Raw genomic sequence first — 22,680 nt, 5'->3', positions numbered from 1 at the left:
CGTACGTTTAGAGGTGGGAGTCCTCTCGAAAGGTATGATAGATATTACGCCATAGTAGATAAAGTGAAACTTCCATCAGTGGGGGTCTTACTGCCCAAAAATAGCGGGATAAAATACAAGCCACGTTGAGAATATTCATTTGTATCATTTTAATTCTCCTAATCTAGATTTACTTCGAGTAAGACTGACTATGTGAATGAAAAAGAGCGCCCCTCTTCGATTCGGGCGCTCTTTTCATTATGAACGGCTAAATAATCGCTTCCACCATGATTTCTTTTCTTCAACTGCAGCTATTAATCGTTTTGTCTCTTATTGTTCACAAATCAACTCCATAAGATGATTATCATGTTCGTAGAAAGATACACCGTATCTATCATTCTATACTCTTTTGGTTGGATCTATTTTTTGACGTGATTTTCTGCGATACATAACGGTCCAAATGATTGCAAGTCCTATGAATCCATACGTGACTAAACTAGAGATTGCTAAAAACGTAGATACTGAAAGGCTATAGACAAGCACCACTTTCAGCAATGCTTCGCCTAATAAGACAATTCCCCACCCTGCTGTCATGATTCGCAATACTTTACGAAAGTAAGCATTGTTCCACTTATCAGCAAAAGCCGCCTGTTCTTTTTGCGTTTTTCCGACAGTAAATCGTAAGGCGAAATAATAGATCAGGGGTCTTCGAGTGATAAGAGAGCCAAGAAAAATTAATCCCATAACTCCTGTAACAAAGGATTCTCGAACCAAAATAAGTCTTTCGTCTCCGCCAATGAGAGCAGCGAGAATTCCAAGAATAAATCCAACTAACATAAACACTGCAAATGCGTCCCATTTTCTATACTTCAGAAAATAGATTATAGTTTCTACTAAAGGAATCATTGTGGCAATTATGAGCGCTGTGATGTTCGACACATGGCCTAATAACAACTCGTAAACTAAAATGGGCAATGCCGCATTAATAAGTAAAGAAAGGATAATTCCACGTACAATTTGTTTTCGTTCCATGTTACATCCCCTCCTCTGCATAGATCCCATGAAATCCAAATGGAATATGATGAGGAACCTCTGCTCTTCCGATTTCATCCATGGTTTGAGCATCTAAAACCAATAAAAATGAACGTCCTTGAATTCCGCTAAGAACCACTGATAGTAAAATCCCCTCATCCTCTTTAGTGCCGTTAGGTGTAGCCACAAATACTGGTTCACCAGGATAACAATCTTCTTGAGACCAAATCTTATTCTCCCCTGTATGGGTATCAATTTTAATCAACTGATTATCCATATTCTCTGGGTGAAGAAGACTTGTACTTACACCATAAGCGTATCGATAATTTTGTCCATTGTACCTTTGGTAGTGAATCGATGGCAGTTCAATACTTTCTGATGATAAAATCTCTTCCACTGCAGCAGAACGACCTTCCTCTAAAATATAACGCTTAAATTGAGGGTGGGATCCGATTTGAGAATCGCCTGTAAGCTGATCAATGGAAAGATTCGTAACAGCTGAAGCTTCTTTTGAAATACACGCATCGATAATAACATCCTTACCTTGCTCAAACGCATTGATTACGTGAAAACCAAAACCCGCTTGGCTTTCCACTATGCGATGCAACTTTCCGTCCGCTTTACTGACAACGAGAAAACGTAAACCCTGTTCTGGCTTCCAAGTTAAACTATCTGTGAAATTCTTACCCGTCATTAACAACATAGGCTGAATGATTAAAGGAAATTCCAACAAAATAATATAATGATTTGTAATCGCAAAACTATGCATATAACCTGATCGATCTGTTTCAATACTTCCAATTAATTTTCTGCGTGCTGTCGTAGGATCGATAGTGTAAATATGGTAGTATGTTGTTCTTCCAAACTGAATAGTAAAATTGATGAGTTGACCACTGTGAGGATCTAAATGAGGATGAGCTGTAGTCATATGAGCTGGAATATTATCTTGAAATTGGTAGACACCTATAGTATTTAAAGTTAACGGATCAAATTCGACCATCCCAGGCGATTCGGTTAAAGCCAGAAAATGATGGTCCATTTTCATAATATTAACGTTAGTGTTATTACTGCCTCTTGCGGTTCCAGTTGATCCAAAGCCAGCCACTTGTTCTCCCGCTTCCATTACATGATGATAGGCTTCGGTTCGTAGGAAGCGATTTGTATATGACACATTTCCATGACGAAACGAAAACTTATGGATCATCGCTAATCCATCGAACCAATGTCCACCTGTAAAGTGGGCAGGACCATTTCGAAACAGACTACCAGACAGCCATATAGGAATCTGTCCTTGAATTGGTAAGCTTCCAATTTCCACCTCTTTATTTAAACTACTTAACCCTTTTTGAAACGTATTCAATTCACATTCCTCCTTAAAATAACATACGTAGTATGCGAATAAAAAAGTCATGCGAGCTTTTTTTGTAAATCTTGATGAAGTATTTGCTGAACGCGTATTCCTTAAGAAAGAACCATAAAAGCCATAAAATCATTCATCGGTTTAGTTTTATTACACAAACCGCCGGTCGGTTGATCAATGAAAGTTTTTCATCAAATTTCTAACAAGTTAATACTACATTGAATGAAAACTCCCACCACTTATCTCCTTCGGATCTTGAAGTGGGGATCTTACTGCCCGTTAATGCGGGATAAAAATACAGTCACGTTAAAAATATTCATTTGTATCATTTTAATTCTCCTAATCTAGATCTATTCTGAATTAAAAAGAGCGCCCATCTTCGGCGCTCTTTTCGTTATGAACGGCTTTACACCAGCGCCAATGTACACGTAGACACTAAATACAGCCCTTTATTATACGTTACCGACTCACAAGAAAAGCGAGCATTTCTGCTCGCCTTTGTTATTATTTCATTCCCATTTGTCCTTTAGGAGACGCCTTACCATAAATACCTTTGTTTCTACATCCAAAGAATTAACTACAGACCGGTTCTTTTTCGTTTAGACCAAGCGTCTGCGCTGTTGACGTATGAATTTCTTGGAAAAGGTCTGGGTTTTCCACTAGTGATACGCCATAAGAAGGAATCATTTCTTTTATTTTCGGTTCCCACTCTTTCATATGTTGTGGGAAGCATTTTTCTAATACCTCAAGCATAACGTGAACGGCAGTAGAAGCGCCCGGAGAAGCGCCGAGCAATGCAGCTATCGAGCCATCAGTGGCACTAACAACTTCCGTACCAAATTGAAGTGTTCCTTTACCAGCATCAGTATCTTTGATAACTTGCACACGTTGACCCGCTACCACTATATCCCAATCCGCGCTTTTGGCATTCGGAATAAATTCGCGTAATTCTTCCATGCGCTTTTCATTCGATAACATAACTTGCTGGATCAGGTATTTTGTCAATGACATCTCTTTTACGCCCGCCGCCAACATAGTGAAGACATTATTCGGTTTTACGGAACCTATCAAATCAAAATTCGAACCAGTTTTTAAGAACTTTGGTGAGAAGCCGGCAAACGGTCCAAACAGCAATGTTTTTTTGTTGTCAATATATCTTGTATCAAGATGCGGAACAGACATTGGAGGAGCACCAACCTTAGCTTTACCATATACTTTTGCATGATGCTGCGCTGCAACTTCCGGATTGTTACATACCATAAATAGTCCGCTTACCGGGAACCCTCCAATATGTTTTGACTCAGGGATACCGGTTTTTTGTAGTAAAGGCAGACTTCCACCCCCACCGCCAATAAAGACGAATTTTGCAGTATGGTATTCGATTTTACCGCTATCGATATCATGCACTTTCACTTCCCACGAGTCGTCGCTAGTACGTTTAATATCCTCAACACTATGCTTGTAGTTTACCTCGACGTTTTTACTCTGTAAGTGGTCAAACAACATGCGTGTTAAAGCACCAAAGTTGACATCCGTTCCAGAGTCGATGTTTGTTGCCGCTATCGGTTCATTCGATGTACGGCCTTCCATGATAAGCGGAATCCATTCCTTCAGTTTTTCAGGGTCATCGGAAAATTCCATTCCTTGAAACAGAGGATTTTTTGAAAGCGCTTCAAAACGTTTTTTCAAAAACGTTACATTTTTTTCCCCTTGTACTAAACTCATATGAGGTATTGGCATAATAAAGTCCTGCGGATTACGAATCAGATTGCTGTTTACAAGATAAGACCAAAACTGTCTTGAAAGCTGAAACTGTTCATTAATTTTTATAGCTTTGCTAATATCTATAGATCCATCAGATTTTTCGGATGTATAGTTAAGCTCGCACAGTGCAGCATGGCCCGTACCCGCATTATTCCATTCGTTAGAGCTTTCTTCTCCTGCGTTTGCGAGTTTCTCAAACACTTTGATTTCCCATTCAGGTGCTAACTCTTTCAGTAATGATCCCAAAGTCGCGCTCATGACTCCGGCACCAATTAAGATAACGTCTGTTTTCTTCTGTATTTTGCTCATTATAACCTTCCCCATCCCCTATATTTGCAAAAAAGAGTAGGCGTTCCTGCTTAGATGTCACCAAAAGCAAGACGACACCTAGACCCCAACTAGGAACACATCTTTTCTGTCTCAATTATAACCATATCATATCATATTCTATTATAATTATTTATGGGGTAAAATATCTACTATTATCTGATAATTATATACTATTTATAACTGATAAAAAAGTGAAAATTCCATTCACAAGGCCTTAGGAACACACAAAAGTCAAGGCCTTAACTCAGCTTCTGGTAAGGATTAAGGCTTTGGTTTGCCGTTACCAGTGACCGACACCCTCTAATTTTCGCCGTTACTTGTGGTATAGTTCTCCGCACTTAATAGAGAGTAAAACGTTTAAAAAGGAAACTTTATTTAGTTTAATTGTATAATACTTCACATTCTCCTGAAAATACCCATATTATCTATAAGCTCGATTTTCCACAATCTGGCCCTTTAATGGAACAACATATTTGATATTTCCAAACAACTTTATTGTACAAACCAATATGTTGATTAATCTTTTTTATAATCGGTTAAACTTTGTTTTAAACGGTCGAACTTTATTTCAAATCCACATTTCCTCTTGTATTATCTCTATTCATTTACACAACTATTTGTTCAAACTATCATAGAATATTACATCTAAAAAATATAATTTTTTCTATAGATAATTTAACATTTCTCTCCTTTTAATCTAGCACCTATTCTTCATCTCTTAATTAATAAAAAATTAACAATCAATTCTAAATTTTATCTTTTTTCCTATTATACTTTGTTATATTGTTGTATAATATTTTTGAAAGCGTTTATTATTTTAATATACATAATTTAAAACGTTTTTATTTGAACATTCATACATTTCAGACTATTTATGGTTGGTAATTCAATTCCAATTTATCACAATGTATGTAGCGATTTTATCGCACTGATTTACTTAATAATAGGAGTAATCCTCTGGGTGATAAGTAATTGTGAATGTTTTTTTACAAAACAGATAAGTAATAACGTTTTGTATTATGTAAATTATCGTAATAACATAAGAAATATAAAATGAATTGCACTCGTTACTATTTCATTCATATTGAAAGAAACAGCCTAACGAGTAGGAGGTTTTGTCAAATGACGACGAAGAATACAAATACAAACAACCCGTGGGCTAAGTTCCATGGTCCTAACCTTGGCTATGTCATTGAACAGTACGATCGTTATGTAGCTCAGGAAGGTTCTGTTGATCCGGAGTTAGAAGAGCTTTTTGCAAGATGGGGCGCTCCTCCTTTTCATGCAGATTTTACAAATGTAAACAGCAATGTCTCTAATTTTTCTTCTCAAAACAATACAGATATAGAAAAAGTTCTAAAAGCTGCAAAGGTTTTAGAAAATATTCGTTCATACGGTCACCTATCTGCACATATTAATCCGCTGGAGGAAAAAGTGGATGGGCAGTTTTCTTTAGAGGGACTAGGCGAAAATGATTTGAAAGCGATTTCAGCGAAAATGGTTTGGGCAAACGCACCTGCAGATGTTCAAACAGCATTTGATGCGGTTAATAGATTAAAAGATGTTTATTCAAAATCTTTAGCTTATGAGTTCGCTCATGTGCACGATAGCGAAGAACGCGCATGGCTGCAAGAAATGGTGGAATCAACTTCTCTGTATCATCCATTATCAAACGAAAAACGAATTGCAGTCTTAAAACGTTTAACAGCAGTCGAAGGTTTCGAGCAATTTTTGCATAAAACATTTGTTGGTCAAAAACGCTTTTCTATAGAAGGCGTTGACATGCTTGTCCCTATGCTTGATGAAATTATTTCTGAAGGCGCTAAGGGCGGCGTGAAAGATATTATGATTGGTATGGCTCACCGCGGACGTCTAAGCGTACTTGCTCATACATTAGAAAAACCTTACAGTCACATGTTTACTGAATTTAAGCATTCAGCACCGATGCAAGACAAGGACAAAAACAATGTCGGCTGGACGGGAGATGTTAAGTATCATTTAGGTAAAGAGCAATTAATTGACTCTGATGGTTCTCTTACTCGAGTTACATTAGCTAATAACCCAAGTCACTTAGAATTTGTAGACCCAGTTATTGAAGGTTTTGCACGTGCTGCTCAAGAGAATCGACAACAAGCAGGTTATCCTGAACAAGATGTTTCTAAATCTTTTGCAATTTTAGTGCATGGTGATGCTGCTTTCCCTGGTCAAGGTATCGTACCTGAGACGCTGAACTTAAGCAGACTGAAAGGTTATCAAACAGGCGGCACAATTCATATTATCGCCAATAATGCAGTCGGATTCACAACTGATAGTTCTGATTCCCGTTCTACAAGATATTCTAGTGACCTTGCGAAAGGCTTTGATATTCCGATTGTGCACGTAAATGCTGATGACCCTGAAGCTTGTCTTATTGCAGCTACTCTTGCTTTCCAATACCGTACGCTGTTCAAAAAGGATTTCCTAATTGACTTAATCGGATATCGCCGCTTTGGTCATAACGAAATGGATGATCCAGCAGTTACACAACCGAAAGTATATAAAAAGGTTAGCAAGCATCCTACTGTAAGAGCTTTATACGCTGAGCAATTACAAACAAAAGGAATTCTACATGTAGAAGAAGTTGAAACGATTACGCAATTCGTGCAAGAGCATTTGAAAGCTGAATATGCTCAAGTTTCTTCAGATAAAAAAGAAGTAAGTGCTAATATTCCAGTTCCAGAAGTAGTTGCAAATGGAATTCCACAAATGATGACAGGTATTCCATTAGAAACACTTCAAGAATTAAACACGAGTCTTCTGCAATGGCCGGAAGGTTTTAACGTATATCCAAAGTTGAAAAAAATTCTTGAACGCCGTGAGAGTGCATTTAAAGATGGTGGTAAGCTAGAATGGGCAAATGCCGAGGCGTTAGCGTTTGCTTCGATTTTACAGGACGGTACGCCAATTCGTCTAACAGGACAGGATTCAGAGCGCGGTACATTCGCACAGCGTCACATTGTACTACATGATACAGAAACGAATGAAACATATTCACCAATGCACCGTCTACCACAAGCTCGCGCTTCCTTCGCGGTTCATAATAGTCCGCTTTCAGAAGCTGCTGTTGTAGGATTTGAATATGGCTATAACGTATTTTCTCCTGAAACACTTACAATGTGGGAAGCACAATACGGAGATTTCTCTAACACAGCACAAGCATTGTTCGACCAATTTGTTTCAGCAGGAAGAGCAAAATGGGGACAAAGATCTGGACTTGTACTACTCCTTCCTCACGGTTATGAGGGTCAAGGTCCTGAGCATTCCAGCGCTCGTCCAGAACGTTTCTTACAGCTTGCTGCAGAGAATAACTGGACAGTTGCAAACTTAACAAGTGCAGCGCAATATTTCCATATCCTGCGCCGCCAAGCAGCAAGTCTTGGAACAGACTTTGTAAGACCATTAGTAATTATGACGCCAAAGAGCTTGTTACGTCATCCACTTACATCTTCACCTGCTTCTGAGCTAAGTGAAGGCAGCTTCCAAACTGTTCTAGAGCAACCGAACCTTGGAACAGATGCAAGTAAAGTGAAACGTCTTGTATTAACTACAGGTAAGATGGCAATCGACTTAGCAGTAGATGTTGAATCTAACAAACAAGAGCATAATCTAGATGAAGTGCATATCGTTCGCGTTGAACAACTGTATCCATTCCCTAAAGAAAAAATCCAAGCAATCGCTCAGCGTTATGAAAACTTGGAAGAAATCGTATGGGTACAAGAAGAACCAAGAAATATGGGCGCTTGGCACTATATCGCACCAATTCTATTCGAACTTGCTTCTGGCAATATGAAAGTGAACTATATTGGACGTCCGGACCGTTCAAGTCCATCAGGCGGCGATCCACATGTTCATAGAAAAGAGCAAGAGTTAATTATTAATCAAACACTTAATATCAATTTCAAGTTACAAGAAGAACAAGACTTCGTTCACAATAAGTAATAAAGTATTCCCATGAATGGGGGGCGTTCCCCCATTCATGTTTAGAGAAGATTATCACAAAACATATCAAATCAATTGTTAGGCAAATAGGGGAGGACATTTAAAATGATTGAAATTAAAGTACCTGAGCTTGCAGAATCTATTACAGAAGGAACTATTTCTCAATGGCTTATCAACGTAGGTGAAAAAGTTGAAAAAGGCGCAAGCGTTGTTGAGCTTGAAACAGATAAAGTCAATGTAGAAATCATTGCAGAAGATTCAGGTATTGTATCACAACTACTAGGAGAACCTGGAGACACAGTTGAAATTGGTGATGTTATCGCAATTTTAGATGCAAACGGAACTGCAGTAAGTACACCTGCTCCAGAGCAACCAAAACAAGAAGTTACTGAAGCGCCAAAAGCTGAGGCTCCAAGTGCAGCACCAAATAAAACACCTTTACAAGGCCTTCCAAATACGGATCGTCCTATCGCATCACCTGCTGCTAGAAAAATGGCACGTGAATTAGGAATCGACTTAAATGAAGTACGCAGCACTGATCCACTTGGCCGTGTAAGACCGCATGATGTACAAGCACATGCTACTGCGCCAAAAGAACAACCAAAACAAGAAAAACAAAGTCCAAAACCAGCTGCAACTACTGAGTTTGAAAAACCAGTTGAGCGCGTAAAAATGTCCCGCCGCCGTCAAACAATTGCAAATCGTCTTGTAGAAGTTCAACAAACGGCTGCAATGTTAACAACATTTAACGAAGTTGATATGACAGCTATCATGGAATTACGTAAAGAACGTAAAGATGCATTTGAAAAGAAACATGATGTTCGTCTTGGCTTCATGTCATTCTTCACAAAAGCAGTTGTAGCAGCATTAAAACAATTCCCATTATTAAATGCTGAAATTCAAGGTGATGAGCTTATCATTAAGAAATTCTATGACATCGGAATCGCTGTAGCAGCTCCAGATGGATTAGTTGTTCCTGTTGTACGTGATGCAAACCAATTAAACTTCGCTGAAATTGAGAGCGAAATTAGCAACCTTGGTAAAAAAGCTCGTGATAACAAACTTACACTGAAAGAACTACAAGGTGGAACATTCACAATTACAAACGGAGGCGTGTTCGGTTCTCTTATGTCAACACCAATCCTAAACAGCCCACAAGTAGGTATTCTCGGTATGCATAAAATCCAAGTAAGACCAGTTGCGATTGATGCAGAACGCATGGAAAATCGTCCAATGATGTACCTTGCTCTATCTTATGACCACCGCATTGTAGATGGAAAAGAGGCTGTTAGCTTCCTTGTTGCGGTTAAAGAAATGCTTGAAGATCCAAAATCACTATTACTAGAAGGTTGATCATTTTATAGATTGTAGAACCCCCTTGCATTTGCAAGGGGGTTTTCTTAATTTCTACTTCCATAAGAAGGTGCCGTTAAAACAAACAAAACATTCACCATATCCTCAGTCTCATTTTTAAACTTGTGCTTCATAAAAGGCGGAATTCGAATGACATCTCCTTCTCGTAAAACATACTCTACTCCCTCAAGTACAACACAAGCTGTCCCTCTCATGATAATAGCAATTTCTTCTTTATTGTGCTTGTAGTGGCTTTCTGTCGTTTGTGAATTTGGATTTAAATCCATCATTAATATTTCTACATTTGCTTTCATAAAATCTGGAGTTAATATATCGTAGACAATATGTTCATTATTCGAACGATACACCTTTTTTCGTTCCTCTTTTCTGACAATCAATGATTCATGGTCAATATCATTTACAAATAATGTGAACAGCGGTACATTTAAAGCTTTTGCAATTATTTGTAATATATTTAATGAAGGATTTGCAAGTCCTCTTTCTAATTGACTAATTAAAGATGTACTTATACCCGTTATTTCCGAAAATTCTCGAATACTATATCCCTTACTTTTTCTATATTCTAAAATTGTATTCCCTAAACTATAGTTTGACATCATACAGCTCCTGATCGATTTTATTATTTTCATACAAATATACGATTACCGTTTAACATACTAAACATCGTCTTAATATATTGAACGCTACACTCTCTGTTATATATACTATGATTAGTTAATTATAATAAACATTGTACAAAATAATAAACACTACATTTCCAAACTTTGAATAAATAGGAGGACTTTACTTTGAATCAACCACGAGCTCTTTTACTTTATTTTTTATTATTTTTCGGAGTTTTTGCTCTTTCAACATCAGCTATATTTGTAAAACTTTCTAGCGCTCCTGCACCTGTTATAGCCTTTTATCGGATGCTGTTCTCTACTATCCTTATATTACCTATGTTCTATTTTAATAAAAATGCTATGCAGGAAATTAGACATTTAACAAAAAAACAATGGATGCTAGGTAGCCTGTCTGGAGTTTTTCTTGCTATTCATTATATACTTTGGTTTGAATCTTTACGTTTTACATCTGTAGCAAGTTCAACTGTACTTGTTACACTTCAACCCTTATTCGCCTTCGTTGGAGGGTACTTCCTTTTTGGAGAAAGATTAAGAGGCCTTGCAATTGGAGGTGGAATATTTGCTGTTGCTGGTAGTTTTGTAATTGGCTGGGGAGATTTCAAAATCGGCGGTACAGCCTTATTTGGCGACATTCTTGCCTTGCTCGGAGCTGCTATGATAACAGCTTATTTCTTAATCGGACAACACTTAAGAAAAAGTTTATCCCTATTCCCTTATACCTTTATTGGTTATGCAACTAGTTCCTTATTCCTATTTGGATATTCGTTTACTCTAGGATATCCTCTAACAGGTCACTCATCATATGACTGGCTATGGTTCTTTTGTTTAGCATTTATTTCAACATTACTTGGGCAAACAATTTTTAATTGGCTCATTAAATGGCTCAATACTTCAACGATCTCAATGAGTATATTAGGTGAACCAGTTGGGACATGTGTATTAGCTTATTTTATTCTGCATGAGGTAGTTACTGTTCAGCAATTGGTAGGGTCTAGTATTATATTAACGGGTATCTTTTTATTCTTAATGTACAATAAACCTGTAAAGTTAGAAAACAAAACGAGACATACAAAAATAACAGTAGACTAACACTAAGAAATTATCGTAATCTACTATTTATAAACTAACATATAGACAAGGTGACAAAATGGAATTAGGAAACTTCTTTTTTAATACGCTTATTACAACCTTTATACAGTTAGCTTCGTTAGTAGGATGCATTATTTTAGTTGGACTTTTATTAGGATATTTAGAAAATCGTTCCCGAACATATTGGACAATGGCCTTTGGAAGAAATGGGTTCCTCTTAACTTCATGGATTGGAACACCCATTCACGAATTCGGGCATGCATTTATGTGTGTCTTGTTTCGACATAAAATCGTGGATATTCAGTGGTTTCCAACGAATACAAGTAACGGGTATTTAGGATGTGTGCAGCACGAATATAATCCTAAAAGTATATATCAAAAAATAGGTAATTTCTTTATCGGCATTGCCCCTATTTTTTCTGGAATTGCCGCGCTAGTTGGTTTAATGTATTTTCTTACACCGCACTCATACGCGGCATTTATGAATGATATTGAAACAAATATTCAGCCAAACGGCGTCATGAGTGATATGATAAAAAGCACTGTTTTATCTTCTATCCTATTATTGAAAAGCCTTTTTACTATTAACAATCTATTAAATCCTTATTTTTGGCTATTTCTCATTCTTGCAATCTGTATCTCTACGCATATTGCCTTAAGTAAACCCGATATAAAAGGTGCATTAGATGGACTTATTACAATCTTCTTGTTCCTATTCCTTTTCAACGTTATAGGAGGCCTTCTTCATTTTGATAGTCATACAATTATCGCAAATATAGCGAAGTATAATGCTTACTTCCTTGCTTTTTCCAGCATCGCTATTTTATTTTCATGCATTACTGTAGCGATAAGTTATATCCTTTACCGAATGAAACGATGATCTAAATAAAGCATCTCTTGAAAAAAGAGATGCTTTATTCTGCCCTTCTTGCTGCCTGCTGCAACGGATCCCACACACTGTTGTAAGGAGGAGAGTAACTTAAATCTACATCTTCTAAATCATGAATCGACATTTTATGGAACAGTGCCATCGCAAGTACATCTACTCTTTTATCCACGCCCTGCTCTCCTATAAATTGTCCGCCTAACAATTGCTGTGTGTCTGTTCGATACAATAATTTCACGTGCAGTGGTTTCTTACTCGGATAATATCCCGCTATGTTTGTCGCATCAATTTTTACAATTTCATATGGTATTTGTAATTGTTTCGCTTCTTTTTCATTCAAACCTGTTCGTCCTAATGTTATATCCATAAATTTCATAATCGCTGTCCCGACAATCCCTTTAAACGCTCTTCGTTTATCAACCATGTTCAGTCCTGCAATTCGTCCTTGTTTGTTTGCCGTTGTTCCAAGCGGGATATGGTCATGTTTTTCTTTTATAATGTGGTACTGCGTAGCACAGTCTCCTGCCGCATAAATGTCCTCTATATTTGTTTGCATATAAGCGTTAACTTGGATAGCGCCTTTTGGGTTTCTGATTATTTCTGTTCCTTCTAGAAAATCAGTATTTGGTTTGACTCCAACTGATACTAAAACAAGATCTGTTTTGTACGTTCCTTTATCTGTTTCCACAGATTCAACATGCTCTTTTCCTTGAAACGATTTCACATTTTCATTTGTAAGTATCTCAATGTTATGTTTCTTTGCTTCTTCATGAATATATGCTGCCATATCCTCATCGAAAACAGTACCTATATGTTGATTTCTCTCAATCATACGCACTTTTTTACCGAGTTCAACAAATGTTTCTGCCATTTCGAGACCGATTGCCCCGCCGCCAATTATCGTAACATGTTCAACTTTCTGATTATGAAGTGTCTCCATAATTCGCTTTGCATCTGGAATCGTTTTTAATACATGAACCCCTTGTAATTTACTCCCTCTCCAGTCCGGCATAATCGGATGCACTCCAGTTGCAATTAGTAAACGATCATATTCATATTCAAATGGCTCTGATGTTTGCGTATGTATGATGCCGCACACTTTTTTACTTGCTGGATCTACACGTGTCACTTCATGATACACTTTGGCATCAATTTGATACTTGTTTCGAAACGTATCAACGTCCCTAGCAATTAAGTTTTCAGTAGACTCAATCACTCCGCTAATCGCATAAGGAAGACCGCACTGCGCATACGAATAGATGTCGCCTTTTTCTAAAGTTATTACACTTGCTTCTTGGTCATTACGAATAATTTGCATTGCTGCACTCATTCCGGCTGCATCTCCGCCTATAATAACGTATTTCACCGTATCACTCCTTATCATCATCTATCGTTTACATTTCCCATATTTTTCATTTATCAGTCATTTTTTTGTATTCATCATTAACATTATGAACCTTTTTTAATAACAGTTTATACAAGCATTCACCTTCAATCATTTTTCCAGTATCTTCAAAACCAATACTTTCATACAGTTTTTTTGCAACTATATTTTTCGGTGCAAAAGATAGAAAAATTTCATTACAATCAGCATCTTTTCTTATCTCTTCTATTACTTGTAATAACGCCGTTTTCCCATACCCTTTTCCTTGGTGTTTATGATCTATCATGAGTCTGCATATTTCAAAAAAGTTATGCTGTTCACAATATCCATACATTGTAAATCCAACCATTGTTTCATCATTGTATATTGCCTTCGTAATCCAACCTTTTTGAACTTTCGACTGCGCTAATGATAAAGCATTTGAAGCAACAAATTCTTCACAAATGAAGTGTTTATCTTCTTTGTTTGTCGTTAAGAATATACATTCTATCCAATTCTCATTCGTAATATCTCGCAAGCTTATACTCATTCCATGTTCACTCTTTCTTCTGTAATCTACAACGTTATATATTTCTACAAACAAAAACACTTCTCCTACAAGAGAAGTGTTTCTTTACATAATAAGGTGCCACACCAAAACTTCACCTAACACAATCAAAACAGCTCCAAAAATCATAAGCGTCGTCTTCTTTAGCAACTCATTTTCCCGAAATGGAATGTTACATAAATAAGCGCCAAGCGTAATGCGTGATGGACAAGCAATTGTAGCAAAAGAAGAACTTGTATTTTGCACCGTCGTGACGAATTGCCACGGAAGTCCCACATTTTGCGCTGTTTGCATTTGTAATTTAATAAACATGGCGTTTGACCCGGCATTACTTCCCGTTAAAAAACCGCCAATACCACCGATAAATGGTGCAACAAAAACAAACATCATTCCAAATGTATGGCCAGCTGCTTCCGCTAATAACATATGCATACCTGATGCACCCATTAGTTCCGAAATGGCAATAAACATGGTCGTTGTAATCGCAAATGGGATCCATTGTTTCACTGTTTGCAGCAATGACTGCTTTATTATAATAGAAGGAACTCGGAAGAAAATAATGGTAAATAAACACGTAATCCCAAGCCAAAACCCTGGTGAATACAATAATTCAAGTTTGTAAGAATAAGATGGTAGGTTAATAACCACATGTGATTGTAACGCACTATGAAACGATGGAATCAAACGAGAGAACAATATACAGACTGTCAAAAATAAATACGGGCTAATAATCTTTACAATAGAAACTTTCTGCTGCTGGGCAGCAGCATGTTCTGAGTACACTTCCTTCTGTTGCCTTGCCGTTATTTTAATGATGATAAATCCAAATGTTATCGTTACAATCGCACTTAAAATCCCAGCTAATTCAACGCTCACATATACATTAGACAAATAAATAGATAACGAGAATAATAGAAAAAATCCCGTTGCTTCTTTCCATTTTTGTACCACCGCAGACCAGCCACCAACTATATATAAAGAAAGCATGATAAAATACGCAAATATTGGGATACTTAATAGCGCTGTACCAGATCCAAGTTGTACTAAAGGCATACCAATAAGCCCTGATCCAATAATTGTTCCAGTTGCCATCGCTCCCCATGAGCTTGCTAATAAACCGATAAATGAAAGTAAAACTGCTTGAAACGGTTTATAACCAAGTGAAATAAAAATAGGAGCCGCCACCATAAAGCCAATTCCAAAACCACTTACCGATTCAATAAGAGGACAAATTCCAAAACACATTAGGAGCATTTGTAGTAAACGATCATGTGTAACATGTTCCATAAAACGAGCAACCTGGTTAATATATCCCATTTTATTCATAAGGTGAAATAAAAAAATACCGAAAAACAAAACATATCCGACGATAAAACAAATTAAACCACCCTTAATCGTCGCATGAACAACCTCCCCCATTCGCAAGCGAAACATCGGTGATAGTAAAACGATTCCGCTGCATACAACATAAGAAATTAACGAAGCTTTAAGAGATGTTTGCTTGAATACAAATAAACAAATAAAAATCATTACAATCGGAATAAGAGCCAGCAATACCGCCATACAATCATCTCATTTCTTGGAAGATACAATTGTATTTATTATATAATAGAAGAAAGAATTTTCAATTAATTTAAAATCCTTTTTATCAGCAAAAATACAAAAAAGAAGCTGCCTTAATAAGCAGCCTCTCCCTTCTATTTCACTGCAGCAATGAGCTCGCGAATTTCATCTTGCTTTTCATTTTCTAACAGCTCAATCACTTTACTTCCGACCACAACTCCATCACATAATTTAATCATTTCTTCTATTTGCTCCGTTGTTGATATGCCAAATCCTGCAACAACTGGAAGCTGAACATGCGCTTTCACCTTTTCTAAATAAGCTTGCAATTCTTGCTCGAAATCACGCCGTACCCCAGTTACACCAGCTACTGTAACAGCATATACAAACCCTTGTGATTCACTTGTAATCTTTTGAATTCGTTCAATCGAACTCGTTACTGTTACAAGCGGAATAAGAGCAATATGTGCCCCGCGCAATAGCGGTGCAATAATATCTTGTTCTTCATATGGAAGATCCGGAACGATAATCCCATCGACGCCTGCTTCAATGCACCTTCCAATAAAACGTTCTTTCCCGAACGCTAAAATCGGATTGAAATATGTCATTAATACAAATGGAATTTGCACTTCTTGCCTTACTTCCGCAAGTGCTTGGAAGATTCCTTCAAGCGTTGTTCCGTTTTCTAGTGCTCGTTTTCCTGCCCTTTGAATGGTCGGTCCATCTGCAACTGGGTCAGAAAAAGGAATGCCAATTTCAACAATGCTTGCCCCGGCTTTATCTAAAAAACGAATTTGTTCTTGTAAATCGCCATCCCCCCCCATTACGTACGGGATGAATGCTTTTTTCCCATTTTGAAATGCTGCAGTAATTCTTTCTACTCCCATCAGTTACACCTCTTCCATATAACGTTTTATACTTTCAACATCTTTATCTCCGCGCCCAGATAAACAAATGACAAGCCCTTCATCACTTTTCATAGTTGGTGCCAATTTGAGTGCATACGCCACAGCATGTGAGCTCTCTAATGCTGGGATAATCCCTTCTTTTTTCGTTAACAACTGAAAAGCATGCAGCGCTTCTTCATCTGTTATCGAATGATAAGATACACGGCCAATGTCTTTTAATAAGCTATGCTCCGGCCCAACCCCTGGGTAATCCAGCCCTGCTGAAATGGAGTGGGCTTCTTGAATTTGTCCTTCTTCATTTTGCAGAAGATACATCATAGACCCGTGCAAAACACCAACGCTTCCTTTCGTTAATGTTGCCGCATGCTTCTCTGTATGAACCCCTTTACCTGCTGCTTCTACGCCGTAAAGAGCAACTTCTTCATCTTGTACGAATGGATAAAACATTCCCATCGCATTACTGCCGCCGCCAATACAAGCTACAACTGCTTCTGGTAATTTTCCTTCTAACTCCGCATATTGCTTCTTCGTTTCCTTACCAATTACACTTTGAAAATCACGTACGATTTGCGGAAACGGATGCGGTCCAAGGACAGATCCCATAACGTAGTGCGTATCATGTACATGCGCAACCCAGTAGCGAAGCGCCTCATTTACTGCATCTTTTAGCGTCCCACTTCCTGCTGCGACACTTTCAACTTTCGCACCTAGTAATTCCATCCGAAAAACATTTAGTTTTTGGCGTTTTACATCCTCTTCTCCCATGAAAATAACGCACTCTAAACCAAGCAAGGCACATACAGTTGCTGTTGCTACCCCGTGCTGTCCAGCACCAGTTTCAGCCACAACTTTTTTCTTACCCATTCGCACTGCTAGAAGCGCCTGCCCAATTGTGTTGTTAATTTTATGAGCTCCTGTATGATTTAAATCTTCTCGCTTTAAATAAATTTTTGCTCCGCCGCAATACTTCGTAAGATTTTCTGCAAAATACAGAGGTGTTTCTCTCCCGACATATGTTTGTAAATAATGCTCTAACTCTTCTTGAAATGCTTCATCTTGCATTGCTTCTTTATATGCTGCTTCTAACTCTAAAACAGACTGCATTAACGTTTCTGGGACATAACGTCCTCCATAAATACCGTAATGACCTTTTTCATCTGGATATGCATATTTCATCTTTAACACTCCTTCGCTTTCGTTATGAATCTTTTCATTTTCTCGATATCTTTTTTACCATCTGTTTCAACACCACTGCTCACATCAACCATATATGGTTGAACCATTTCAATTGCTTTTGTAATATTTTCAAGATGTAATCCACCAGCTAATATACACTTTTTCCTAATAGCATTTGGCATGTGCTGTAATAACTCCCATGAAAATGTTTTGCCATTCCCACCATGAAATTTCTCTTTTGGACTATCAAATAATATAAAATCAGTTTCATATTCTTGTGCTCGTTCTATATCTTCTCTCGAACTTACACCAACCGCTTTTATAGACGGAATATTCAATCTTTTGATGTGGTGATTTTGTTCGTCCCCATGAAACTGTACATGCGTTAAACCACAATACGTTACAATTTTCTGGATCACTTCGATTGGCTCATTTACGAAAACGCCAACTTTCATCACATTCATCGGAAGCTCTTCAATAATTTGTTTTGCCTGCTCTGGCGTAATTTCCCGCTTACTTTTCGCAAATACAAATCCGATGGCATCAACGCCGTATTCACAGGCGGCTTTTGCTGTTTCGATGTCGGTAATACCGCAAATTTTCACTTTCATATCGTCACCTTCAGCGATTGGAAAAAGTCTCCGACAGACGGTGCTGTCATGAACGCTTCTCCGACAAGAATTCCTTTTGCACCGGCTTGCTTGACACGTATAATATCTTCTTTTGTATGAATGCCGCTCTCACTAATCCAAAGTACGTTTTGTTCATTTAACCGTTTCCCGAGCTTTTCCGTTGTACTTAAATCAACTTCAAATGTTTTCAAGTTTCGATTGTTTACTCCAACGACGTCAGGATTTAGCTCTAATGCCGTTTCTAACTCCTCTTCATTATGAATCTCTACAATTGCTTCTAATCCGAGCTCCTTTACATACTCATACAACTCAAATAATTTTTCTTTTGTTAATGCAGCAACAATAAGTAAAATGAGATTTGCTCCCGCATCATATGCCCGGTCAATTTGGATGCTATCAATAATAAAATCTTTACATAAAAGCGGTATATTCGTATGTGCTCTTACCGTTTCTAAATCATGAAAAGAGCCCTTAAAAAATTGATTATCTGTTAAAACAGAAATTGCTCCAGCACCACTTGTTTCATAGATCTGTGCTTGTTTGGCGACATCAACATGTAAGTTGATATCCCCTTTAGACGGTGAGGCACGTTTTATCTCTGCAATCACTGTAAATTGCTGCAGCGCTTCTACAAGAGAATAGGATGTACGAGTTTCCTTCACTGGTATATACGTTTCATATAACACTGCTACTTCTTTCCTTTTTTGCTCGATAATTTTCGTCAAAATCGTTTCCATTTAGTTCACCCTCTCTAGTTTTTTGTTACTTTCAGCAACTAATAAATTTAATTTTTCTAACGCCTTTCCAGAATCGATACTATGAGCCGCTAAGCGAATGCACTCTTCAATTGTTCCTGCTTTTCCGTTTGCAAAAAGAGCAAGACCCGCATTGAATAACACTGTATCACGGTATACGCTATCTTCTCCGCGCAAGACGTTTAATGTAATATTGGCATTTTCCTTTGCATTTCCGCCTCTAATGGCTTCGTTTTTCACACATGAAAATCCATACTCTTCTGGGGAAATACTTACTTCGATAATCTTGTTATCTTTTAAAAGCGCTGCGTGATTCTCTCCTTGCAAAGATGCTTCATCTAAAAATCCACTCCCATTTACAACAATTGCTTGTTTTCTGCCAAGCTTTTGCAGTACCTTTGCTACGGGAAGTAACATCTCTCGTTTATAAATACCAACGAACTGTGTTTCTAAGTGAATTGGATTTGTAAGTGGTCCAATCAAATTAAAGATTGTTGGAACATTTAATTCTTTTCTTACTTTCATAATGCGGCGCAGTGCTGGATGCATCGCCGGTGCAAATAGAAAGGCAATCCCGACTTTCTCTAACAAATAATCAATTTGCTTTGGCGTACATGCAATATTGACACCGAGTTCCTCTAATAAATCCGCACTTCCCGTTTTACTAGAAACGGCACGGTTGCCATGTTTCGCAACTTTTACACCGGCACCAGCAAGCACGAAGGCTGATGTTGTACTCACATTAAATGTTTGTGCACCATCTCCGCCCGTTCCGCAATTGTCCATCGCACCTACAATATGATTAGAAAATGGCAATGCTTTTTCACGAAGAGCTCGAACAAGACCATATATTTCATCCGCCGTTTCTCCCTTTGCTTTTAACACTGCTAAAAAAGCTGCAATTTCACTTTCTAAAATATCTTCGCTTAATAGCGCAATCCCTGCTTCATACATTTCATGTTCCGTTAAATCCTGCCTCTCTACTAATTTTCGAAGATAACTGTTCATACTCTCTCCACCTCTTTCACATTGGTTAAAAATGCCTGTATTAATTTTCCGCCTTCTTCAGTTGCAATTGATTCCGGATGAAATTGTAATCCGAAAAGCGGATAATAGTGATGACGAACTGCCATTATTTCTCCGTCATCCATCGCTGTAGCTAATACATCAAAACAATTAGGAAGAGTATGCTGCTCTGCTACGAGTGAATGGTAACGCATCGCTGTCAGCGGCTGTTTTACATACGAGAATATCGATGTACCATTATGTTTCACAAGTGACGTTTTCCCATGTTTAATCCGCTCTGCTTGAACAATTTCTCCACCAAAAGCAGTAACAATTGCTTGATGCCCAAGACAAATACCAAGAATTGGAATACTTTTATAAAAATGTTGAATCACTTCAATACAAATCCCTGCATCTTCTGGTCTTCCAGGTCCTGGAGAAAGAATAATTGCTTGCGGCTTCATTTCCTCCAATTCTTGAATCGTCACTTTATCGTTACGTAGTACAACGACGTTCTCTGCGCTGGAACCTAACAATTGATACAAGTTATATGTGAATGAATCATAATTATCAATGATAACAATCATTTCATTACCTCCAAGAGCGCTTTTGCTTTATTTAATGTTTCTTCATATTCGGCTGCAGGATTCGAATCATACACAATACCAGCCCCTGCCTGTACATATGCTTTTTCATCTTTTACAACCATTGTTCGTATAGCAAGTGCCATATCCATATTCCCCGAGAAAGAAATATAGCCAACTGCTCCGGCATACACATTTCGTTTTTCTGTTTCTAATTCATTAATAATTTCCATTGCCCTAATTTTTGGAGCTCCCGATACAGTTCCTGCCGGCAAGCAATACGCTAACGCATCAAAGCAGTTCATATTTTTTCGCAATGTTCCGGAAACTTCAGATACAATATGCATCACATGTGAATATTTCTCGATTTTCATATATTTATCTAATTGAACTGAACCAACCTCACTCACCCGTCCAATATCATTACGTCCTAAATCGACCAGCATCATATGCTCCGCTCGCTCCTTCTCGTTTGCAAGCAACTCTTTCGCTATCTTTTCATCCTCTTCTTTCGTTTTTCCGCGTGGCCTTGTTCCTGCAATTGGATTCGTCATAACCTTTTCATCTCGTACAGAAAGTAAGCTTTCCGGTGAAGAACCGAGTACAACATAATCTTGAAAATCAATATAAAACATATAGGGAGACGGATTCGCGGTGCGAAGCCGGCGATATAACGCAAATGGATTTCCTACAAAATCACTTTGCAAACGCTGCGATAACACAACTTGAAAAATATCCCCTGCCCGAATATGTTCCTTTGCCTGTTCAACCATTTCGTAAAACCTTTCTTCTGTTACAGAAGATGTAAATGTTAAAGAAGCATACAGCTCTTTCACATGTTCCTCTGATTCATGTAACAATTCCTGTTTATATACTTGCAGCTGCTCGTAAACTTCTTCATACGAGTCCATATCATCGCCTTGATACACATATACAAACGATAGCTTTTGTCGTAGATGATCATACACAACAAACATACGATAAAGTAGCACATGCACTTCTGGAATATTTAATGGGTCAGACAACATTTCTCCAATATCTTCATATTGCCGAATGACATCATAACCAATATAACCAACTGCTCCTCCGCAAAACGGAAATGGGCTTTCAACTTTATTTGGTGCAAGTATTCTTTCCAGTTCCTTTAATACGTTTCCGTTTACCTTTTCAGTCACACCATTTATCGTAATCTCTACTTCCTTGCCAATACTTTTAATTTCTCCGTAAGGATTACACCCTAAATAAGAATAACGTCCTTTATCTTGATGAAGCTGCGAGCTTTCGAGTAAAAATTTTTTCTCACCTTTCATACGGCGATATAAAGCAATCGGTGTTAAACTATCGCCTTCTTCCTCTTGAATAACAAGAAAGGTTTTCCCTTGTTGTTTTCGCATCATAAATTGTTCTTTCGTTATCATGACTGTCACCTCTCTATTCAAAATAAAAAAGTCCCCTGCATATGGAAATATGCAGAGGACGATAAATTTACCGCGGTACCACCTCTTGTTGGATGCAAAGCATCCCGCTTTTTCAGGTACAATATTATACCCAATCCTTGTAACGGCGGAACCCGGGTTGCCTACTTATAGTTCAGCATACCTCTCGTAAGCCCATTCCGTACTTGGCACCGCACCGGGCTCTCACCTACCCCCGGCTCTCTGGAACGTCTCCAATGTACGTACTCTTCTTACTCATCGATTTATCATAT

Annotated in this window: 18 protein-coding genes and 1 other annotated feature; of the genes, 4 read left to right on the top strand and 14 right to left on the bottom strand. The window is 37.9% G+C overall.

Translation table 11 applies throughout. The features are described from left to right. Nucleotides 1-378 precede the first annotated feature (378 nt). The 3 genes from CN326_RS20225 to CN326_RS20215 all read right to left on the bottom strand — a co-directional run bounded on the left by CN326_RS20225 (nt 379) and on the right by CN326_RS20215 (nt 4,444). Nucleotides 379-1,011, bottom strand: a complete 633-nt coding sequence (locus tag CN326_RS20225) for a VC0807 family protein (protein ID WP_098310769.1) — start codon at nt 1,009-1,011, stop codon at nt 379-381. Between the two features lies 1 nt (nt 1,012). Then, nucleotides 1,013-2,371, bottom strand: coding sequence for a carotenoid oxygenase family protein (locus CN326_RS20220; protein WP_176524712.1), 1,359 nt, complete (start codon nt 2,369-2,371; stop codon nt 1,013-1,015). Between the two features lie 573 nt (nt 2,372-2,944). After that, nucleotides 2,945-4,444 carry a malate:quinone oxidoreductase gene (locus CN326_RS20215; RefSeq protein ID WP_098310767.1) on the bottom strand — a complete coding sequence of 500 codons (1,500 nt, stop codon included), beginning with the start codon at nt 4,442-4,444 and terminating at the stop codon, nt 2,945-2,947. A 1,143-nt stretch (nt 4,445-5,587) separates the two neighbouring features. Between CN326_RS20215 and CN326_RS20210 the strand changes: the two genes are divergently transcribed. Together CN326_RS20210 and odhB are read left to right on the top strand one after the other, a co-directional pair. After that, nucleotides 5,588-8,443, top strand: coding sequence for a 2-oxoglutarate dehydrogenase E1 component (locus tag CN326_RS20210; protein ID WP_098310766.1), 2,856 nt, complete (start codon nt 5,588-5,590; stop codon nt 8,441-8,443). Between the two features lie 105 nt (nt 8,444-8,548). Continuing rightward, the gene (odhB, locus tag CN326_RS20205; protein WP_098310765.1) at nt 8,549-9,796 is read left to right on the top strand and encodes a 2-oxoglutarate dehydrogenase complex dihydrolipoyllysine-residue succinyltransferase; all 1,248 of its coding nucleotides are present in this window, start codon (nt 8,549-8,551) and stop codon (nt 9,794-9,796) included. Nucleotides 9,797-9,843: 47 nt separating this feature from the next. On the opposite strand, the gene CN326_RS20200 is transcribed toward odhB, so the two are convergent. Next, nucleotides 9,844-10,413, bottom strand: a complete 570-nt coding sequence (locus tag CN326_RS20200) for a helix-turn-helix domain-containing protein (protein WP_098310764.1) — start codon at nt 10,411-10,413, stop codon at nt 9,844-9,846. Between the two features lie 192 nt (nt 10,414-10,605). On the opposite strand from CN326_RS20200, the gene CN326_RS20195 reads away from it, so the two are divergent. Both CN326_RS20195 and CN326_RS20190 read left to right on the top strand, forming a co-directional pair. Beyond that, nucleotides 10,606-11,532, top strand: a complete 927-nt coding sequence (locus CN326_RS20195; RefSeq protein ID WP_098310763.1) for a DMT family transporter — start codon at nt 10,606-10,608, stop codon at nt 11,530-11,532. Between the two features lie 58 nt (nt 11,533-11,590). Next, nucleotides 11,591-12,412 (top strand): hypothetical protein, encoded by an 822-nt coding sequence (locus CN326_RS20190; RefSeq protein WP_098310762.1) that lies wholly within the window; start codon nt 11,591-11,593, stop codon nt 12,410-12,412. Nucleotides 12,413-12,446: 34 nt separating this feature from the next. Here CN326_RS20190 and CN326_RS20185 read toward each other — a convergent pair whose 3' ends face one another. The 10 genes from CN326_RS20185 to trpE all read right to left on the bottom strand — a co-directional run bounded on the left by CN326_RS20185 (nt 12,447) and on the right by trpE (nt 22,390). After that, nucleotides 12,447-13,784 (bottom strand): FAD-dependent oxidoreductase, encoded by a 1,338-nt coding sequence (locus CN326_RS20185; protein WP_098310761.1) that lies wholly within the window; start codon nt 13,782-13,784, stop codon nt 12,447-12,449. 46 nt (nt 13,785-13,830) lie between these two features. Beyond that, nucleotides 13,831-14,385 carry a GNAT family N-acetyltransferase gene (locus tag CN326_RS20180; RefSeq protein WP_255258170.1) on the bottom strand — a complete coding sequence of 185 codons (555 nt, stop codon included), beginning with the start codon at nt 14,383-14,385 and terminating at the stop codon, nt 13,831-13,833. Between the two features lie 30 nt (nt 14,386-14,415). Continuing rightward, nucleotides 14,416-15,912: an L-lactate permease gene (locus CN326_RS20175; RefSeq protein WP_098310760.1), complete on the bottom strand. Its 1,497-nt coding sequence runs from the start codon at nt 15,910-15,912 to the stop codon at nt 14,416-14,418. Between the two features lie 134 nt (nt 15,913-16,046). Continuing rightward, nucleotides 16,047-16,799, bottom strand: coding sequence for a tryptophan synthase subunit alpha (gene trpA / locus CN326_RS20170; RefSeq protein WP_098310759.1), 753 nt, complete (start codon nt 16,797-16,799; stop codon nt 16,047-16,049). 3 nt (nt 16,800-16,802) lie between these two features. Next, nucleotides 16,803-17,996, bottom strand: coding sequence for a tryptophan synthase subunit beta (gene trpB / locus CN326_RS20165; protein ID WP_098310758.1), 1,194 nt, complete (start codon nt 17,994-17,996; stop codon nt 16,803-16,805). Between the two features lie 2 nt (nt 17,997-17,998). Continuing rightward, nucleotides 17,999-18,607 carry a phosphoribosylanthranilate isomerase gene (locus CN326_RS20160; RefSeq protein ID WP_098310757.1) on the bottom strand — a complete coding sequence of 203 codons (609 nt, stop codon included), beginning with the start codon at nt 18,605-18,607 and terminating at the stop codon, nt 17,999-18,001. Then, a complete protein-coding gene (trpC, locus tag CN326_RS20155) occupies nt 18,604-19,365 on the bottom strand; it encodes an indole-3-glycerol phosphate synthase TrpC (protein WP_098310756.1) in 762 nt (253 codons plus the stop codon). The genes CN326_RS20160 and trpC overlap by 4 nt, the downstream gene beginning before the upstream one ends. Beyond that, the gene (gene trpD / locus CN326_RS20150) at nt 19,366-20,391 is read right to left on the bottom strand and encodes an anthranilate phosphoribosyltransferase (protein WP_098310755.1); all 1,026 of its coding nucleotides are present in this window, start codon (nt 20,389-20,391) and stop codon (nt 19,366-19,368) included. Continuing rightward, nucleotides 20,388-20,975 (bottom strand): anthranilate synthase component II, encoded by a 588-nt coding sequence (locus tag CN326_RS20145; protein WP_098310754.1) that lies wholly within the window; start codon nt 20,973-20,975, stop codon nt 20,388-20,390. Before CN326_RS20145 ends, trpD begins: the two co-directional genes overlap by 4 nt. Continuing rightward, nucleotides 20,972-22,390, bottom strand: coding sequence for an anthranilate synthase component I (gene trpE, locus CN326_RS20140; RefSeq protein WP_141525090.1), 1,419 nt, complete (start codon nt 22,388-22,390; stop codon nt 20,972-20,974). The genes CN326_RS20145 and trpE overlap by 4 nt, the downstream gene beginning before the upstream one ends. 51 nt (nt 22,391-22,441) lie before the next feature. After that, nucleotides 22,442-22,676: a binding site (T-box leader), on the bottom strand. Nucleotides 22,677-22,680: the final 4 nt, after the last annotated feature.

This window comes from Bacillus sp. AFS018417, from assembly GCF_002560985.1.
Lineage (GTDB): Bacteria > Bacillota > Bacilli > Bacillales > Bacillaceae_G > Bacillus_A > Bacillus_A rhizoplanae.
The sequence above is the reverse complement of the archived record's forward strand: the minus strand, read 5'-3'. Positions and strand labels throughout refer to the sequence as shown.

Coding starts and splice junctions, on each gene's coding strand:
- CN326_RS20225 (WP_098310769.1), bottom strand. CDS start 1,011: ATGGAACGAAAACAAATTGTACGTGGAATTATCCTTTCTTTACTTATT.
- CN326_RS20215 (WP_098310767.1), bottom strand. CDS start 4,444: ATGAGCAAAATACAGAAGAAAACAGACGTTATCTTAATTGGTGCCGGA.
- CN326_RS20210 (WP_098310766.1), top strand. CDS start 5,588: ATGACGACGAAGAATACAAATACAAACAACCCGTGGGCTAAGTTCCAT.
- odhB (WP_098310765.1), top strand. CDS start 8,549: ATGATTGAAATTAAAGTACCTGAGCTTGCAGAATCTATTACAGAAGGA.
- CN326_RS20200 (WP_098310764.1), bottom strand. CDS start 10,413: ATGTCAAACTATAGTTTAGGGAATACAATTTTAGAATATAGAAAAAGT.
- CN326_RS20190 (WP_098310762.1), top strand. CDS start 11,591: ATGGAATTAGGAAACTTCTTTTTTAATACGCTTATTACAACCTTTATA.
- CN326_RS20175 (WP_098310760.1), bottom strand. CDS start 15,912: ATGGCGGTATTGCTGGCTCTTATTCCGATTGTAATGATTTTTATTTGT.
- trpA (WP_098310759.1), bottom strand. CDS start 16,799: ATGGGAGTAGAAAGAATTACTGCAGCATTTCAAAATGGGAAAAAAGCA.
- trpB (WP_098310758.1), bottom strand. CDS start 17,996: ATGAAATATGCATATCCAGATGAAAAAGGTCATTACGGTATTTATGGA.
- CN326_RS20160 (WP_098310757.1), bottom strand. CDS start 18,607: ATGAAAGTGAAAATTTGCGGTATTACCGACATCGAAACAGCAAAAGCC.
- trpC (WP_098310756.1), bottom strand. CDS start 19,365: ATGGAAACGATTTTGACGAAAATTATCGAGCAAAAAAGGAAAGAAGTA.
- trpD (WP_098310755.1), bottom strand. CDS start 20,391: ATGAACAGTTATCTTCGAAAATTAGTAGAGAGGCAGGATTTAACGGAA.
- CN326_RS20145 (WP_098310754.1), bottom strand. CDS start 20,975: ATGATTGTTATCATTGATAATTATGATTCATTCACATATAACTTGTAT.
- trpE (WP_141525090.1), bottom strand. CDS start 22,390: ATGATAACGAAAGAACAATTTATGATGCGAAAACAACAAGGGAAAACC.